General features: G+C 73.0%; 14 protein-coding genes and 1 riboswitch. Of the genes, 5 read left to right on the top strand and 9 right to left on the bottom strand.

The genetic code is table 11. The features are described 5' to 3' along the window. Nucleotides 1-49: 49 nt before the first annotated feature. Nucleotides 50-607, top strand: coding sequence for a MerR family transcriptional regulator (locus ACYQ77_RS22120; RefSeq protein WP_396110783.1), 558 nt, complete (start codon nt 50-52; stop codon nt 605-607). Between the two features lie 116 nt (nt 608-723). Next, a riboswitch (glycine riboswitch) is annotated at nt 724-814 on the top strand. 151 nt (nt 815-965) lie between these two features. Then, complete coding sequence (gcvP, locus tag ACYQ77_RS22115; protein ID WP_459714226.1) at nt 966-3,833, top strand: aminomethyl-transferring glycine dehydrogenase; 2,868 nt, start codon at nt 966-968, stop codon at nt 3,831-3,833. A 178-nt stretch (nt 3,834-4,011) separates the two neighbouring features. Here gcvP and ACYQ77_RS22110 read toward each other — a convergent pair whose 3' ends face one another. From ACYQ77_RS22110 to ACYQ77_RS22095, 4 genes are all read right to left on the bottom strand, one after another. Continuing rightward, on the bottom strand, nt 4,012-5,115 hold the full coding sequence (locus tag ACYQ77_RS22110; protein ID WP_459714224.1) for a serine hydrolase domain-containing protein: 1,104 nt from the start codon (nt 5,113-5,115) through the stop codon (nt 4,012-4,014). A 98-nt stretch (nt 5,116-5,213) separates the two neighbouring features. Next, complete coding sequence (locus ACYQ77_RS22105; protein ID WP_459714223.1) at nt 5,214-5,705, bottom strand: SecDF P1 head subdomain-containing protein; 492 nt, start codon at nt 5,703-5,705, stop codon at nt 5,214-5,216. Then, complete coding sequence (locus tag ACYQ77_RS22100; RefSeq protein ID WP_459714221.1) at nt 5,702-6,562, bottom strand: 3-methyladenine DNA glycosylase; 861 nt, start codon at nt 6,560-6,562, stop codon at nt 5,702-5,704. The genes ACYQ77_RS22105 and ACYQ77_RS22100 overlap by 4 nt, the downstream gene beginning before the upstream one ends. Further along, entirely contained in the window at nt 6,559-7,935 is a 1,377-nt protein-coding gene (locus ACYQ77_RS22095; RefSeq protein ID WP_459714219.1) for an aminotransferase-like domain-containing protein, read from the bottom strand. Before ACYQ77_RS22095 ends, ACYQ77_RS22100 begins: the two co-directional genes overlap by 4 nt. On the opposite strand from ACYQ77_RS22095, the gene ACYQ77_RS22090 reads away from it, so the two are divergent. Further along, a complete protein-coding gene (locus tag ACYQ77_RS22090) occupies nt 7,934-8,860 on the top strand; it encodes a DMT family transporter (RefSeq protein ID WP_459714217.1) in 927 nt (308 codons plus the stop codon). The genes ACYQ77_RS22095 and ACYQ77_RS22090 overlap by 2 nt on opposite strands. Here ACYQ77_RS22090 and ACYQ77_RS22085 read toward each other — a convergent pair. From ACYQ77_RS22085 to ACYQ77_RS22065, 5 genes are all read right to left on the bottom strand, one after another. After that, entirely contained in the window at nt 8,826-9,629 is an 804-nt protein-coding gene (locus ACYQ77_RS22085; RefSeq protein ID WP_459714215.1) for a pentapeptide repeat-containing protein, read from the bottom strand. The genes ACYQ77_RS22090 and ACYQ77_RS22085 overlap by 35 nt on opposite strands. Before the next feature lie 51 nt (nt 9,630-9,680). Then, a complete protein-coding gene (locus ACYQ77_RS22080; protein ID WP_459714213.1) occupies nt 9,681-10,730 on the bottom strand; it encodes a hemolysin family protein in 1,050 nt (349 codons plus the stop codon). 61 nt (nt 10,731-10,791) lie between these two features. Further along, a complete protein-coding gene (locus ACYQ77_RS22075; protein WP_459714211.1) occupies nt 10,792-12,144 on the bottom strand; it encodes a hemolysin family protein in 1,353 nt (450 codons plus the stop codon). 146 nt (nt 12,145-12,290) lie between these two features. Beyond that, nucleotides 12,291-12,854: a TIGR03086 family metal-binding protein gene (locus ACYQ77_RS22070; RefSeq protein WP_459714208.1), complete on the bottom strand. Its 564-nt coding sequence runs from the start codon at nt 12,852-12,854 to the stop codon at nt 12,291-12,293. A 10-nt stretch (nt 12,855-12,864) separates the two neighbouring features. Continuing rightward, on the bottom strand, nt 12,865-13,437 hold the full coding sequence (locus tag ACYQ77_RS22065; RefSeq protein ID WP_459714206.1) for a TetR/AcrR family transcriptional regulator: 573 nt from the start codon (nt 13,435-13,437) through the stop codon (nt 12,865-12,867). 200 nt (nt 13,438-13,637) lie between these two features. On the opposite strand from ACYQ77_RS22065, the gene egtA reads away from it, so the two are divergent. Together egtA and egtB are read left to right on the top strand one after the other, a co-directional pair. Then, nucleotides 13,638-14,864 carry an ergothioneine biosynthesis glutamate--cysteine ligase EgtA gene (gene egtA, locus ACYQ77_RS22060; RefSeq protein WP_459714204.1) on the top strand — a complete coding sequence of 409 codons (1,227 nt, stop codon included), beginning with the start codon at nt 13,638-13,640 and terminating at the stop codon, nt 14,862-14,864. Next, entirely contained in the window at nt 14,861-16,186 is a 1,326-nt protein-coding gene (egtB, locus tag ACYQ77_RS22055; protein WP_459714202.1) for an ergothioneine biosynthesis protein EgtB, read from the top strand. Before egtA ends, egtB begins: the two co-directional genes overlap by 4 nt. Nucleotides 16,187-16,188: the final 2 nt, after the last annotated feature.

The raw sequence follows: 16,188 nt of genomic DNA, 5'->3' as shown, positions 1-16,188 counted from the left end.
CGTATCGACGAGCCAACGGCTCGCGCGTGGCAGGAGACTGGAGGCAGGCGTGGTCGAGGAAGGTCCCGTCACCGGAGAGCAGGGTGAGCTGTTTCCGGACCAGTCCGGACCGGACGAGCTCGTCGGCTACCGCGGGCCCGCGGCTTGTCAGATCGCCGGCATCACGTACCGCCAGCTCGACTACTGGGCGCGGACGGGCCTGGTGGCGCCGTCCATCCGCAGTGCGCACGGCTCGGGGTCGGCTCGGCTGTACTCGTTCAAGGACATCCTGGTTCTGAAGGTCGTCAAGCGGCTGCTGGACACCGGGGTGTCCCTGCAGAACATCCGCGTCGCGGTCGACCACCTGCGTCGCCGCGGGGTGCGCGACCTGGCCAAGATCACCCTGTTCTCGGACGGGACGACGGTGTACGAGTGCACCTCCCCCGAGGAGATCGTGGATCTGCTGCAAGGCGGGCAGGGCGTCTTCGGGATCGCCGTGTCAGGTGCCATGCAGGAGATCAACGGGACGATCCACGAGTTCCCGGCAGAACGTGCCGACGGCGGTGTCGTCGAGACGGTCGTCGACGACGAGCTGACCGCTCGCCGGAAGGCCCGCAACGCAGGCTGAGCTGCCGCTCTCGAACGGTCCGCATGTGGTGCGTGACCCAGCGTGGTCGCGGCGTAACGTTCATGACCTTGCACGCCTGAACGGCCCGTCCGGGGGTACGCTACCGGCGTAGTCGCTGATCCCGCGCGGGAGAGACCGAGCCCCGCTCGGCGCCGAAGGAGCAAATCCTCCCCGGAACCTCTCAGGCACCCGAACCGCGTGGAGTAGACGCCTCTGGAAAGCGGACCGGGTGACCGGGCCCGCCGAAGGTGCAAGTCCAGTTGATCTGGATGAAGCTCTCAGGCGCACGGCCTAACGTGCACGGACAGAGGGGGAGGGCAGCAGTCCGCATGCCCACCCCACGCCCGGAGGCGCGCCGATGACCCAGGACCGGATCCCCCTTGCCGCCCTCGAGGACGGCACCCAGTTCGCCGACCGGCACATCGGGCCGCGGCCTGCCGAGCTGGCGCGGATGCTCGACGTGATCGGTGTGGGGTCGCTCGAGGAGCTGGTCGAGCGTGCCGTGCCCGACTCGATCCGGGAGGCGAACCCCGACCTCGGGCTGCCCGCGCCCGCCTCCGAGGCGCAGGCACTCGCCGAGCTGCGGGGGCTCGCCGCCAGGAACGCGCCGCTGACCTCCATGATCGGGCTCGGCTACTACGGCACGGTCACGCCGCCGGTCATCCTGCGCAACGTGCTCGAGTCGCCCGCCTGGTACACCGCCTACACGCCCTACCAGCCGGAGATCTCCCAGGGCCGGCTCGAGGCGCTCCTGAACTTCCAGACGATGGTGGCCGACCTGACTGGGTTGCCGCTCGCCAACGCCTCCATGCTCGACGAGTCCACGGCCGCCGCCGAGGGGATGACGCTCGTGCGGCGGGCCGGGAAGAACAAGTCGCCCCGCTTCCTCGTCGACGCCGACACGTTCCCGCAGACCATCGCCGTGATCGAGACGCGAGCCGAGCCGCTGGGCATCGAGGTCGAGGTCGCCGACCTCGCGCAGGGGCTGCCCGACGGGGAGTTCTTCGGGCTGCTGCTGTCCTACCCGGGTGCGGGTGGCGCGGTGCGCGACCACGCGGCGCTGATCGAGCAGGCGCACGAGCGCGGCGCGCAGGTCGTCGTCGCCGCCGACATCCTCGCGTTGACGCTGCTGCGGCCGCCGGGGGAGATCGGGGCGGACGTCGTCGCCGGGTCCACCCAGCGGTTCGGGGTGCCGATGGGCTTCGGTGGCCCGCACGCCGGGTACCTCGCCGTGCGGCAGGGGCTCGAGCGGCAGCTGCCGGGCCGGCTCGTCGGGGTGAGCGTCGACGCCGACGGCAACCGCGCCTACCGGCTCGCGCTGCAGACCCGCGAGCAGCACATCCGCCGCGAGAAGGCCACCAGCAACATCTGCACCGCGCAGGTGCTGCTCGCCATCGTCGCCTCGATGTACGCCGTCTACCACGGCCCCGACGGGCTGCGGAACATCGCGACCCGCGCCCACCGGATGGCCGCCGTGTTCGCCGCCGGGCTGCGGGCGGACGGCGAGGACGTGGTGCACGAGCACTTCTTCGACACCGTGCTGGTGAACGTGCCGGGCCGGGCCGACGAGATCGTCGCCAACGCCCGCGACCGCGGCATCAACATCCGGCGCGTGTCCGCCGACCAGGTCGCGGTGGCTTGCGACGAGACCACCACCCGCGACCACGTGCGCAAGCTGTGGGCGTCGTTCGGCGTGGACGGTGACATCGACCAGCTCGACATGGACACCGAGGACACGTTCCCGGCGGCGCTGCGCCGCACGTCCGAGTACCTCACGCACCCCGTGTTCGCCACGCACCGCTCGGAGACGGCGCTGCTGCGGTACCTGCGGTCGCTGTCGGACAAGGACGTCGCGCTCGACCGGTCCATGATCCCGCTCGGGTCGTGCACCATGAAGCTCAACGCGACCGCCGAGATGGAGCCCATCACCTGGCCGGAGTTCGCGCAGCTGCACCCGTTCGCGCCCGCGGCGGACGCCGCCGGGCTGCTGGACATCGTCGGCGACCTCGAGGACTGGCTCGCCCGCCTCACCGGCTACGACGCGGTCAGCCTGCAGCCGAACGCGGGCAGCCAGGGCGAGTTCGCGGGCCTGCTCGCGATCCGCGCCTACCACCGCGCCAACGGGCAGGGCGACCGCGACGTCTGCCTCATCCCGGCGAGCGCGCACGGCACGAACGCCGCAAGCGCCGCCATGGCGGGCATGAAGGTCGTCGTGGTCCGCTGCGACGACAACGGGAACATCGACCTCGGCCACCTGAGGTCCACTGTGGACGCGCACCGCGCCGACCTGGCCGCGATCATGATCACGTACCCGTCGACCCACGGCGTGTACGAGGACACCGTGCGGACGGTGTGCGAGCTGGTGCACGACGCGGGCGGTCAGGTCTACGTGGACGGTGCGAACCTCAACGCGCTCATCGGCCTGGCGCGCTTCGGGAAGTTCGGCGCCGACGTGTCGCACCTGAACCTGCACAAGACGTTCTGCATCCCGCACGGTGGCGGCGGTCCGGGTGTCGGGCCGATCGGCGTGCGGTCGCACCTCGCGCCCTACCTGCCGAACCACCCGCTGCAGCCGAAGGCGGGCCCCGAGACCGGCGTCGGCCCGATCAGCGCGGCGCCGTGGGGCAGCGCGTCGATCCTGCCGATCTCGTGGACCTACGTGCGGATGATGGGCGGCGCCGGGCTGCGGCGCGCGACCATGACCGCGGTGGCCGCCGCGAACTACGTCGCGAAGCGCCTGAACGAGCACTTCCCGGTGCTGTACGCGGGCGAGGGCGGGTTCGTCGCGCACGAGTGCATCCTCGACCTGCGCGGCATCACCAAGACCACCGGCATCACGGTCGACGACGTGGCGAAGCGGCTCGCCGACTACGGCCTGCACGCGCCCACCATGTCGTTCCCGGTCGCGGGCACGCTGATGGTGGAGCCGACCGAGAGCGAGGACCTCGCGGAGCTGGACCGCTTCTGCGACGCCATGATCGCGATCCGCCGCGAGATCGAGCGGGTCGCGCGCGGCGACTGGCCGTTGGAGGACAACCCGCTGCGCAACGCGCCGCACACGGCCGAGTCCATCGCGGGCAAGTGGGAGCACCCGTACAGCCGCGAGGAGGCCGTGTACCCGCAGGGCGCGACCGGGCCGAAGATCTGGCCGCCGGTGCGCCGCATCGACGGCGCGAAGGGCGACCGCAACCTGGTCTGCTCCTGCCCACCCATCGAGGCGTACTAGCCCGCCTCCCCGGATTTAAAAGTGTTGGTCTCGACCCAGCGACTCCGCGGGACCGCAGGCGGTTGGTGGCTGAGCGCCGTCACGTTCCCCTGAGGTAACTGCTGCTTGGACCAAGACCTTGCACAAAGATCAAGGGGACTGATCGGCGCCGGACCTGTGCGGTCCGGCGCCGATCAGCTCAGCACAGTGCGGTTTCGGCGGCGTCGCGAACGTCCGCGACGCTGCCGTCCGCCAGGTGGCCGTTGACCACCACGAACACCGCGCGACCGTCCTCGGTGGCCGCGGTGAACGAGTCGAAGCCCGGCATGTTGCCGCCATGTCCCCACGCGACACCGCCGCACGGCAACGGGATCTCGCGGATGCCGAGGCCGTAGTCGGGTCCGTCGGCCGGCACGGTCTCCCGCATCTGTGCCAGCAGGTCCGGGCGCAGCACCGCACCGGACGACAACGCCCGCACGAACCGCGTCAGGTCGGGGCCGGTGGAGATCATCGAGGCCGCCGCGCCGGGCAGGCTCGGTTCCAGTTCGGTGACGTCCGCGACCGGCTGCCCGGGGAACGCGAAGTACCCGTGCGCGTGCGGGCCCGGGATGCGCTTGTCACCCGCGGCGGGGTAGCTGGTGTGGCGCAGCCCGAGCGGCCTGATCAGCCGGTCGGTGATCGCCGCGCCGACGTCGTCGCCGGTCACCGCCTCGACGATCATGCCGAGGACGAGGTAGCCGGTGTTCGAGTACGCCCACCCGGTGCCCGGGGCGAACAGGGGCGGGTGGCGCAGGCCGATCGCGACCAGGTCCGCGGCCTGCCACGGGTGGTCCCCCGCGGCCGGGTCGGCCAGCACGTCCTCGATGTAGTCGGCCATGCCGCTGGTGTGCCGCAGCAGCTGCCGCACGGTGATCTTCGTGTCGTCGTAACCGTTGCCGCGCACCAGCCCCGGCAGGTACCGCGCCACGGGTGCGTCGAGCGCGATCCTGCCCTCGCCCACCAGCTGGAGCACCACCGCGGCGACGAACATCTTGGTGTTGCTGGCGACCCGCACCCGGTCACGCGGCCGGATCGGGCGGTCGGTGCCCAGCTCGGCGGTCCCGCTCGCGACCGACCAGCGGCCGCGCCGGTCCTGCGTGTACACCAGTGCGCCCGGCGCCCCGTGGGCGACGAAACCGTCGACGACCGCCTGGACGTCGTCGTGGTGGTCGTGTCTTTCGGCGGCCGCGGGCACCGTGCCCACGCACCCCAGCGCCAGCGCCAGCGAACCCGCCACGGCACGCGTCGATGTCCTTGTCAGCACAGCACAATCCCCCTCGAGTGGTTGACCGTGCCGAACGTTACGGACGGGTGCGCGGCCGGGACAGCCGGTGCGCCCCCGGAGCCGCGGTGGGGGCAGCCCTACTCGCCGGTGATCTTCTCGAGCAGGTCCTGGGCCTCGTCCCGCGTGTAGTTCCCGGCGATCTGGATCTCACCACCCGTGATGGCGGACTGGATCTGCGGCGCCATCAGCACTTCCCGGTCCGCGACCATCGCGAGGCGTGCCCCGACGTGGTCCGAGGTCCAGTCGCCGAACGCCTGGCCGTCGGCCTCGTCCAGGTCGAGGTCGAGCACCCACGTGCCCGCGTTCTGCTCGAACCTCACCTCGGCCGCGTCCAGCTCGCGGATCGTGAGGATCGGTTCGGTCAGCGTGAGCCGCTCGCCGTCCTCCGTGGGCAGCACGAGCACCGCCGGGTCGGCGGACTCGGTCGCCAGCACCGGCCGCAGCTCGATGGGGACCGCCAGTTCCACCGGCCCGGCGGGGGTTTCGGCGTCCTGCTGCCCACCACCCTCGCGCGACACGCACCCCGCGAGGAGCAACGCGCACAGCAGCACCCCGGCCGGCGACCTCATCCCAGCAACTCCTCGCACAGCGCGATCAGCCTCCCCCGCAACGGTCGTGCCCGCTCGGTGAACCCGGCCTGCTCGCGCCGGTACCGGGCCCGGCCCTCCGCCGTCTCGATCCGCACCGGAGCGTAGCCGAGCGGGGCCAGGTCGTAGGGGCTCGCGCGCATGTCCAGCGAGCGGATGTCCAGTGCCAGCTCGAAACAGTCGGCGACGAGCTCGGACGGGACGTACGGGTCGAGCTTGTAGGCCCACTTGTAGAGGTCCATGCCGGCGTGCAGGCAGCCCGGCTGTTCGAGCGCGAGCTGGTCGGTCCGCTGGGGCTGCGACGCGTTCAGCGGGCGCGCCTCCTGCGTGAAGAAGCGGAACGCGTCGAAGTGCGTGCACCGCACCGGAAGCGACTCGACGACGGCGTCCGTGCCCTCGGCGCCCAGCCGCAGCGGCCAGTCCTCGTGCCGCACGTCCGCGGCCCGGTACACCATCGCCCACTCGTGCAGCCCGAAGCAGCCGAGGTGCGGCTTGCGCGCGGCGGTCGCCGTCAGCAGCGCGTGGACGAACTCGACCGACGAGCGCCGCGCCTCCGGCAGCGGGCCCAGCTCCACGCCGTGGCCGGTGCGGCGGTAGGCGGGCCACCGCAGGTACTCCTCGGCCCCGGCCAGCGCCACGCCCGGGCCGGGGTGCCAGCGCAGCAGCTTGGCCGGGCGGTGCGAGTAGTAGGTGAACAGGAAGTCCAGCACCGGGTGCCGCTCGCCCCGGGACCTGCGCTGCCGCACGGGATCGGTCCACTGCCGCACCCGCGCGACGTGCGCGTCCCGGCGGGCCTGCCACGCGGCGGGCTGCAGGAGCGTGCGGTTCACGGCCGTCACGGTATCTCGCGCGCGAGCCTGCGCGTGGCCTCGGTCAGCTCGGCGGGGGTCGCGGCCGCGTACGTCAGGCGCAGGTGCGGTCCCGGCGGCTCGGTGACCCAGTACGAGTGACCCGGCTCGACCACCACGTCCCGTTTCCTGGCGCGGGTCACGACGTCGACCTCGTCGACGTCCGCGGGCAGCCGCACCCACAGGTGCAGGCCGCCGGACGGCACGTGCGTCAGCTCCACGCCCGGCAGGTCGCGGCGCAGCCCGGCCACGAGCGCGTCCCGCCGCTCGCGCAGCGCGGCACGCAGAGCGGTCAGGTGGCGCTGCCACGCGGGGGAGCCGAACAACTCGACCGCGATCTCCTGCAGCGGCCGGGAGATGAACAGGTCCTCGACCCGGCGGATGGCCGCGAGCCTGCCCGCCGCGGGCCCCCGGGCGACGAGCGCGCCCACCCGCAGGCTCGGCGCGACCGGCTTCGTCAGCGACGTCAGGTAGACGACGTGCCCGTCGCGGTCGTCCCGCAGCAACGGGGGTGGCGCGGTGCGGTCCAGTGCGAGGTGGCGGGCCCAGTCGTCCTCGAGCAGGAAGGCGCCCGCGTCCCGCACGACGTCGAGCACCTCCTGCCGCCGCGCCGGTGCGAGCACGGCGCCGGTCGGGTTGGCGAACGTGGGCTGCGTGTAGACGAGCGCGGCGCCGGTGCGCGCGAACGCCTCCGCGAGCAGGTCCGGCCGCAGCCCCTCGGCGTCCGCGGGCACGGGGACCGGCCGCAGGTCGGCGGCCTGCGCGGCCGCGACCGCGCCGAGGTAGGTGGGCGCCTCCAGCAGCACGGCCGCGCCCGGCGGGGCCAGCGCGCGGAACGCCGCCGACAGCCCGGACTGGCCGCCCGCCACCACGGTCACGTCACCGGCGTCGACACCGATCGTGGCGGCGAACCCGGCGCGCAGCTCGGGCAGCCCGGTCGGTGGCACCCGGCCCCACGCGCCCGGCCTGCGGGCGGCACGGGCCGCCGCCGTGGCGAGGAAACGGGTCGGCTGCAGGTCGTCGCCCAGGTATCCCGACGAGAGGACGAGCGTGCCGGGCTCCGGCACCTCCAGCAGCCTGCCGAGGTGCGCGGTGTTGACGCGCGCGTCGCCCAGCGCGACCGTCTGCCAGCCCACGTCCGCCGCCCGCTTCGGCCGCGGCGCGACGAACGTGCCGCGGCCCGGCTCGGTGACCACGGTGCCCTCGGCCGCGAGCCGGGCGAGCGCCCGGCCCACGGTCACCGGGCTGACGCCGTGCTCGGCGACGATCGCGCGGCTCGACGGCAGCTGGTCGCCGGGCGCGAGCGTGGCCGCGTGCGCGCGCAGCGTACGAGCCAGCCGCGCCACACTGCTATCGTTGGACATGTCAGTGAAGGATAGCGCTACCGTCACGCGCCCCGCCCCGCTACTCGACGCGGGCATGGTGTGGGGGAGCGTCGGCGTACTGGCGTTCAGCCTCACGTTCCCGGCGTCCGTGGCCGCGCTGCCCGCGTTCGGCGCGGTCACCGTCGGCCTCGGCAGGGCGATCCCGGCCGCGCTGCTCGGCGTCGTGTGCCTGCTCGTCGCGCGGGCGCCCCGGCCGACCGCGCACCAGTGGCGGCGGCTCGTGCTCGTCGCGATCGGCGTGGTGGTCGGCTTCCCGCTGTGCAGTGCGCTCGCCTTGCGGGACACCACGTCCGCGCACAGCGCCGTGCTCGTCGGGCTGCTGCCCGCGGCCACCGCGGCACTCGCCGTGCTGCGCGGGGGAGAGCGCCCGAGGTGGCCGTTCTGGGCCGCGTGCGCGTTCGGCGTGGTGACCGTGCTGGTGTTCGCGTTCGTCCAGGGCGCCGGTCAGATCACGGTCGCCGACCTGTGGCTGCTCGCCGCGGTCGGGCTGGCCGCGCTCGGCTACACCGAGGGCGCGGTGCTCGCCCGCGAGCTGGGCGGCTGGCAGGTGATCTCGTGGGCGCTACTCCTCGCGCTGCCCGTGGTGGTACCGGTGACGCTGCTGACCGCGCAGCCGTGGCACGCGCCGGACGTGAACGCGTGGCTGGGCCTCGCGTACGTGAGCGCGGTGAGCATGTTCGCCGGGTTCTACGCGTGGTACCGCGGTCTCGCGCTCGGCGGCATCGCCCGGATCTCGCAGCTCCAGCTGCTGCAGCCGGTGCTGACGCTGATCTGGTCGGCGCTGCTGCTGTCCGAGCACGTCAGCCCCGCCACCGCGGGCGCGGCCGTGCTGGTCATCGGCGCCGTCGCGGTCACCCAGCGGACCAGGGTCAGCGCGGGTCCGACAGCACCAGTTCCCCGATGACGAACGTGGTGGTCGCGAAGCTCGACGCGGCCATCACCGCCTCCTCGCGCCACGGCGGCCACAGCGTGTCGTCCGAGAAGTGCGCGCCCCGCAGGTCCGTGTCGGCGAACCGCGCGTCGACGAGCCTGGTGTCGACCAGGTTGGTGCCGGCCAGCGACGCCCCCGACAGGTTCGCGCGCGCGAGGTCGGCGCCGGTCAGGTCGGCGGCGTTCAGCCGCGCGCCGGACAGGTCCGCGTCCGCGAACGTGCCGCCGGGCGCCGAGAAGGACCCGAGACGGGCGTGCACGAGGCACGTCCCGCGCAGGTCGACCACCACGCCGCTGCCGGGCTGGGCCCGGGCGCCCAGCACGCTCAGCGCGGACGCGACGTCCTGCGCGGGTTCGCTGCCCGCGCACCGGGGGTCGCCGGCCTTCGGCGCGCGTTCCCGCACGAACTCCGACAGCATGGCCACGATCCTGGGTACCGACGACGGGTGGTCCACCAACCGGAACAGCTCCTCGAGCGCGGTCAGCCGCTCGCCGAGGTCGGCGGAGTCCAGCCGGGCCGCGAGCCGGGCCAGCCGGTCGTCGGCCTGCTCGGCGTGCTGCGACCCGGACGAACGCACCGTCACGGGAACCGCCGCGCCGAGCACGACCGCCACGACGATGAGCACCGCCAGCCGGCCGCCCGCCGTCCACGCGGGCGCGGCCCGCCGGAACGCGAACGCCCACACCGCGACGAGCACACCCGCGCCGAGACCCCAGAGCACCGGGGCGGCCCATTCCCCCATCGGCCCAGGATGGCAGCGGACGGCGTTCCCGGGAAGGAACGCCGTCCTCCGTCAGGTCTCCGGGTCGGTGTGGGTGGCGTCCCGCACCGTGCCGACGTACTCCTCGACCAGGTCCTCCAGCGCGACCACGCCGAGCACCGTGCGGTCCGCCGCCACCGCCTTCGCGACGTGGCTGCGTGCCCGGCGCAGCGCGGCGAGCGCCTCGTCGAGCCGGGAGTCGGCGGGGATCTCCGGCAGCCCGCGGACCCGGTGGTACGGCACCGGCGTCGACGGGTCCTGGTCCGCCTGGTCCAGCACGTCCTTGACGTGCAGGTAGCCGTTCAGCCGCCCGTCGGGCATCCGGACCGGGAAGCGCGAGAAACCGGTGCGGTTGACCGCTTCCTCGATGTCGCCGACGGTCGGCGGGTGCGGCACGGTCTCGACCTCGTCCAGCGGCACCAGCACGTCGGCCACCGTCCGCTCCGCCGACGACAGCGTCTGCGTGAGCCGCCGGTGCTCGGCCGGGTCGAGCAGGCCCTCCCGCCGCGAGTCCGCGATCATGTTCGCGAGCTCCTCCGGCGTGTGGGCGCTCTCGATCTCGTCCTTCGGCTCGACCTTCAGCAGCCGCAGCACGCCGTTCGCCGCCGCGTTGAGCAGCGCGATCACCGGGCGGATCAGCCGGACCCAGCCGACCAGCACCGGCGTCAGCCACACCGCGGTCTTCTCGGGCGCGGCGATCGCGATGTTCTTGGTGACCATCTCGCCGAGCACGATGTGCAGGATCGACACGAGCACCAGCGCGACCGTGAACGCCACCGCGTGCAGCACGGCCGCGGGCAGGTTCAGCGGGCCGAGCAGGAACTCCAGGTAGTGCGCCACGGTCGGTTCGCCGAGCGCGCCGAGGCCGATGGTGCACAGCGTGATGCCGAGCTGCGCGCCCGCCATCATCATCGACGTGTGCTCCGCGGCCCGCATGACGATCCGCGCCCGGTCCACACCCCGCTCCGCCAGCGCCTCGAGGCGGTCGCGCCGCGCGCTGACCAGCGCGAACTCGGCGCCGACGAAGAACGCGTTGAGCAGCAACAGGAAGACGGCGACAAGGATGGCAACTCCGCCGGTCATGACCGCTCCTCGCAGGCTCCGAGCGGCAGGCGCGGCCGGTGGTGCACTCCGCGAGCTCCGTTCACCGGGCCGCCACCTCCTGCCGGTTCTCCGCCGGTTCGGTGTCCGGGACCTTCGCCACGCGCAGCTCCGCGACCCGGTGCCGGTCCATGGCCATCACGGTGATCCGCCAGCCGTCGACCCGCACCTCGTCGTTGACTTCGGGGATGCGGCCGAGCCGCGCCAGGACCAGCCCGGCGAGCGTCTCGTAGTCGCCCTCCGGCATGCGGAACCCGGTCGCGTCGGCCAGCTCGTCGTCCCGCAGCAGGCCGGACACCATCCAGCTGTCGCGGCCCAGCGGGCGCACCGGGTTGATCTCGCCGCGGTCGTGCTCGTCGCGCACGTCGCCGACGATCTCCTCGACCAGGTCCTCCAGCGTCACCAGCCCCGCGGTGCCGCCGTACTCGTCGACGACCACCGCGAGCTGCAGGCCGGACTCGCGCAGCCGCTCCAGCAGCGTGTCGCCGTCGAGGCTCTCCGGGACGGTCTGCACCGGCTGCGAGAGCTTGTTGACCGTGGTCGTGGCGCGCTGCCCGACCGGGACGCTGAACGCCTGCTTGACGTGCACGACCCCGCGCACGTCGTCCAGGTCGCCTTCGTGCACGGGGAACCGGGAGTAGCCCGTCCTGCGGGTCAGCTCGATCAGGTCGAGCACGGTCGCGTCCGTCGGCAGCGACTCGACCTGCACGCGCGGGGTCATCAGTTCCTCCGCCGAGCGGTCACCGAACCGCAGCGACCGGTCCAGCAGCGTGGCGGTGCTGGGGTCGATCGTGCCGTGCTCGGCGCTGGTGCGGACGAGCGAACCGAGCTCCTGCGGCGACCGCGCGGACGCCAGCTCGTCGGCCGGTTCGATGCCGAGGCGCCGGACCAGCCAGTTCGCCGCGCCGTTGAGCAGGTTGATGAACCACCGCAGCACCGAGGAGAACCGGATCTGCAGGCCCGCGACCGCGCGGGCGGTGCCGATCGGCTTGGCGATCGCGAGGTTCTTCGGCACCAGCTCGCCGAACAGCATCGACACGACGTTGGCGATGATCAGCGCCACCACCAGCGAGATCGGCAGCGCGGCGCCTGCGGGCACGCCGAGCACGTCCAGCAGCGGCGTCACCCAGCCCGCGATGATCGGCTCGGCGAGGTAACCCATGGTCAGGGTCGTGATCGTGATGCCGACCTGTGCGCCGGAGAGCTGGAACGACAGCGACTGGTGCGCCTTGTGGACCTGCTTCGCGCGGGCGTCGCCGACCGTGCGCAGCTGGTGTTCCACCTGGCTGCGTTCCAGCGCGGTGAGGGAGAACTCGGCCGCGACGAAGACCGCCGTGCCGATCGTGAGTGCGATGACGGCGAGTACGCCGAGGACTTGCAGCAGCAATCCGGTCATGCGGCGTCACCGCCGAGGACCGGGTCCGTATGGCAGCCGGGTTCTCCCGGCTCGGTACTGTCGCTGGGGGACTGTGCGTCGGGCACGGTGAAGGGTCACTCCTATCCGCTTTCGGGATGGTGACCAGTGTAAAGGGCGGGCGGCCGCTATGGCTGACGTCCGAGCGCGGCGACCAGGCGCGTCGCGGCGGGCGCGTCGTCCGGCACCCGGACCGGCTCGGCGAACATGCCGGTCCCCGACCACGCGCTGAGCTGCGGTTCCACGTACGCGAGCAGCGCTTGGGCCAGCTCGTCGGGGATGCCGGCGTCCGCGCCGAGCGCCGTGGCCAGGTCCCAGCCGTGCACCGCGAGGTCCGTCGTCATCTGCCAGCCGTACTCGGTGGCGGCCTCGTCGCCGTGACTGAGGTGGACTGTGCTGTCGGTCACGCCGGGCCGCAGCCAGGCCGAGCGGGCCACGTCGCTCGCCGCGCGCCACGCCTCGAGGGGATCGTCGTGCAGCTGGTCGCCGTCGAACTTGTCGCCGACCTCGGCCACCGTCCGCCCGTCGAGCACGTCCGGCACCCACAGCTGCTCGACCACGATGTGGTTCACCAGGTCCCGCACGGTCCAGCCGGTGCAGGGGGTGGGGGAGTCCCAGTCGGTCAGCCCGACCTTGTGCATGGCGCGGTCGAAGACGTCCATGGCCTGTCCGTGTGCGTCCAGGAGATCCATGTCCCCCAGGTTAGGTGGCCGAGCGGCGGCGCACCGATTGCTCGACGAGGTCCAGCACCGGCTCCAGGTCGTCGGCGGGCAGGCCCATGGCGAGGTGGGAGACCAGTCCCTCCAGCACCAGCTCCAGGTACGCGGTCAGCACGTCGACGTCCACGTCGTCGCGCAGGTTGCCCGCCTCGCGCTGGCGGACCAGGCGCGCGCGGGTGGCGATGGTGAGGTTGCGCGACCGCTCCGCCCAGCGCTCCCGGAACTCCGGGTCGGTGCGCAGCCGCCGCGACAGCTCGAGCCTGCTGCCCAGCCAGTCGGCGCCGTTCTTCGTGGCCAGCAGGTCGCGCATGACCTGGACGAGGCCCTCCTTCGCGACCACGTCCGCCATCCGCAGCGCGTCGTCCTCGGCGAGGGCGAGGAAGAGCGACTCCTTGTCGCGGAAGTGGTGGAAGATCGCGCCGCGCGACAGGCCGGTCGCCTCCTCGAGCCGCCGCACCGTCGCGCCCTCGTAGCCGAAGCGCGCGAAGCAGACGCGGGCCCCGTCGAGGATCTGGTGGCGGCGAGCGTCGAGGTGATCCTGGCTGACCCGTGGCACCGACTGATCGTGGCAGTCCGTTCACCCGGATGCAATCCGTACGTACGTCTTTCAGGACGCGTACCCGGCTCCTCCCGATTGTCCGATCGTCGCGCACCCGCCCGCCGTTTCGCGGAGCTCGCCGAGCCAGCACCAGGCGCAGCCGCCGTCACGAAATTGTCGGTGGGCGCGTGTAGCGTCGATTTCCGGAGGTGATTGCTGTGACAGCGGTCCAAGATCCGCAGGTCACGGGGCCTGACCGGCGCCGCCTGCGGGATCGTGTCGAGGCTGAGGCCTATGTCGCCTCGGTCTGTTTCAAGCACGGCCCACCGAAGCTGCACGGGGTCGAACTCGAGTGGATCGTGCACCACGAGGAGGATCCCAGGCGGCCGCTGGACGCTCGTCGTCTCGCTGCCGCGCTCGGTCCGTACGCCCCCCGCACGCTGACCCCCGACAGTCCGCAGAAACCACTGCCGTCCGGCTCCCCGCTCACCGTGGAACCCGGCGGCCAGGTGGAGATCTCCGCACTACCCCGTTCCTCACTCGCCGAGCTGTTCGCCGCGGTCCAGACGGACCTCGTGTTCCTCACCGGACTCCTCGACGACGCGGGCCTGGTCCTCGGCGACAGAGCTGTCGACCCGCACCGGTCGCCCGCGCGAATCCTCGACACCCCGCGCTACGCCGCGATGGAGCACGTCTTCGAGTCCATCGGGCCGCACGGGATCACCATGATGTGCTGCACCGCCGGCCTGCAGGTGTGCCTGGACGCCGGTGAGGCGGACGCGGTCGCCGACCGGTGGGCTGCGGTGAGCGCGCTCGGCCCGGTGCTGGTCGCCGCGTTCGCGAACTCCCCGACGCTCGGTGGCAGCCCCACGGGCTGGGCGTCGGCCAGGATGCGCGCGGTGCTCGGCACCGACCCGGCCAGGTCGCTCCCGTCCGCGATCGTCGCGGACCCGGAGGCCGACTGGGCCCGCCGCGTGCTCGACACGCCCGTCCTGTGCGTGCGCGGGGAGGGCGCACGCTGGCACACGCCGGCCGGGCTCACGTTCGCCGACTGGGTGGCGGGCGGCCTGCCCAGACCCCCGACCATCGACGACCTCGACTACCACCTGTCGACCCTCTTCCCGCCCGTGCGCCCGCACGGGTACCTCGAGGTGCGGTACCTCGACGCGCAGCCGGGCGGCGGCTGGGTCACGCCGACCGCGCTGCTCGCCGCGCTGATGTCGGACCGGCGCACGGTCGGCGCCGTGCTGGACGCCTGCCTGCCGGTGGGCGACCGGTGGCTGCCCGCCGCCCGCGACGGGCTCGCCGACCGGGCGCTCGCCACCGCGGCGGCGACCGTGCTCGAGCTGGGGGCCGCCGCGCTGCCCGGCATGGGCCTGCCCGCCGACCTGACCACGGCGATCGTCGCCGACCTCGACCGTCTCACCGTGAGGAGCAAGGCATGACCGCGGCCGACACCGGCACCGAGGAGCTGCGTTCGCGCGTGGCCGCCGCGCTGACCCGCGCCAGGGAGCGCAGCGTGGCGCTCACCGACGCCGTCGACGACGACGACCTCGTGCGGCAGCACTCCAAGCTCATGTCCCCGCTGGTGTGGGACCTCGCCCACATCGGCAACCAGGAGGAGCTGTGGCTGGTCCGCGACGTGGGTGGTCGCGAACCGGTCCGCGAGGACATCGACAACCTGTACGACGCGTTCCAGCACCCGCGCGCCGACCGGCCCGCGCTGCCGCTGCTCGGGCCCGCCGAGGCCCGCGGCTACGTGCGCGAGGTCCGGGACAAGGTGTTCGACGTGCTCGAACGCAGTCCCCTCGAAGGGCGGCGGCTGGAGTCGAACGGGTTCGCGTTCGGCATGATCGTCCAGCACGAGCAGCAGCACGACGAGACCATGCTGGCCACGCACCAGCTGCGGTCCGGCGCGCCGGTGCTGCACGCACCACCGCCGCCCGCGGGCGCGCCGTTACCGGCGGACGAGGTGCTGGTGCCCGCCGGGCCGTTCACCATGGGCACCTCGATCGAGGCGTGGGCGCTGGACAACGAACGTCCGGCGCACGACGTGCACGTCGACGCGTTCTTCATCGACACCGCGCCGGTCACGAACGGCCAGTACCTCGCGTTCCTGGACGCGGGCGGGTACGACGACCCGCGGTTCTGGTCCGAGGAGGGCTGGACGTACCGGGTGCGGGCCGGCCTGACCGCGCCGAGGTTCTGGGTGCCGGACGGCGCGGGCTGGCTGCGGAACCGGTTCGGGCACGTCGAGCCGATCCCGCCGGACGAGCCGGTGGTGCACGTGTGCTTCCACGAGGCGCAGGCCTACGCCACGTGGGCGGGCAAGCGGCTGCCGACCGAACGGGAGTGGGAGAAGGCGGCCCGCTTCGACCCGGCCACCGGCCGGTCGCGCCGCTTCCCGTGGGGCGACGAGGATCCCGGTCCCGAGCACGCCAACCTGGGGCAGCGGCACCTGTCGCCCGCCCCGGTCGGCGCGTACCCGGCCGGTGCCTCGCCGCTGGGCGTGCACCAGCTGATCGGGGACGTGTGGGAGTGGGTCGACACCGACTTCCACGGCTACCCGGGGTTCGAGGCGTTCCCGTACCGGGAGTACTCGGAGGTGTTCTTCGGCAGCGACTACAAGATGCTGCGCGGCGGCTCCTTCGGCACCGACCCGGCCGCGTGCCGGGCGACCTTCCGCAACTGGGACTACCCGATCCGGCGGCAGATCTTCGCCGGGTTCCGGTGCGCGCGTGACGCGTCCCGCGAGGAGCTGGCCTGACC

It is taken from the genome of Actinophytocola sp. KF-1, from assembly GCF_054661535.1.
The sequence above is the reverse complement of the archived record's forward strand: the minus strand, read 5'-3'. Positions and strand labels throughout refer to the sequence as shown.

What these genes read in the sequence shown, in the direction of transcription:
- ACYQ77_RS22090 (WP_459714217.1), top strand. Translation starts at nt 7,934, where the DNA reads ATGTCAGTGAAGGATAGCGCTACCGTCACGCGCCCCGCCCCGCTACTC.
- ACYQ77_RS22085 (WP_459714215.1), bottom strand. Translation starts at nt 9,629, where the DNA reads ATGGGGGAATGGGCCGCCCCGGTGCTCTGGGGTCTCGGCGCGGGTGTG.
- ACYQ77_RS22105 (WP_459714223.1), bottom strand. Translation starts at nt 5,705, where the DNA reads ATGAGGTCGCCGGCCGGGGTGCTGCTGTGCGCGTTGCTCCTCGCGGGG.
- ACYQ77_RS22095 (WP_459714219.1), bottom strand. Translation starts at nt 7,935, where the DNA reads ATGTCCAACGATAGCAGTGTGGCGCGGCTGGCTCGTACGCTGCGCGCG.
- ACYQ77_RS22075 (WP_459714211.1), bottom strand. Translation starts at nt 12,144, where the DNA reads ATGACCGGATTGCTGCTGCAAGTCCTCGGCGTACTCGCCGTCATCGCA.
- gcvP (WP_459714226.1), top strand. Translation starts at nt 966, where the DNA reads ATGACCCAGGACCGGATCCCCCTTGCCGCCCTCGAGGACGGCACCCAG.
- ACYQ77_RS22080 (WP_459714213.1), bottom strand. Translation starts at nt 10,730, where the DNA reads ATGACCGGCGGAGTTGCCATCCTTGTCGCCGTCTTCCTGTTGCTGCTC.
- ACYQ77_RS22070 (WP_459714208.1), bottom strand. Translation starts at nt 12,854, where the DNA reads ATGGATCTCCTGGACGCACACGGACAGGCCATGGACGTCTTCGACCGC.
- egtB (WP_459714202.1), top strand. Translation starts at nt 14,861, where the DNA reads ATGACCGCGGCCGACACCGGCACCGAGGAGCTGCGTTCGCGCGTGGCC.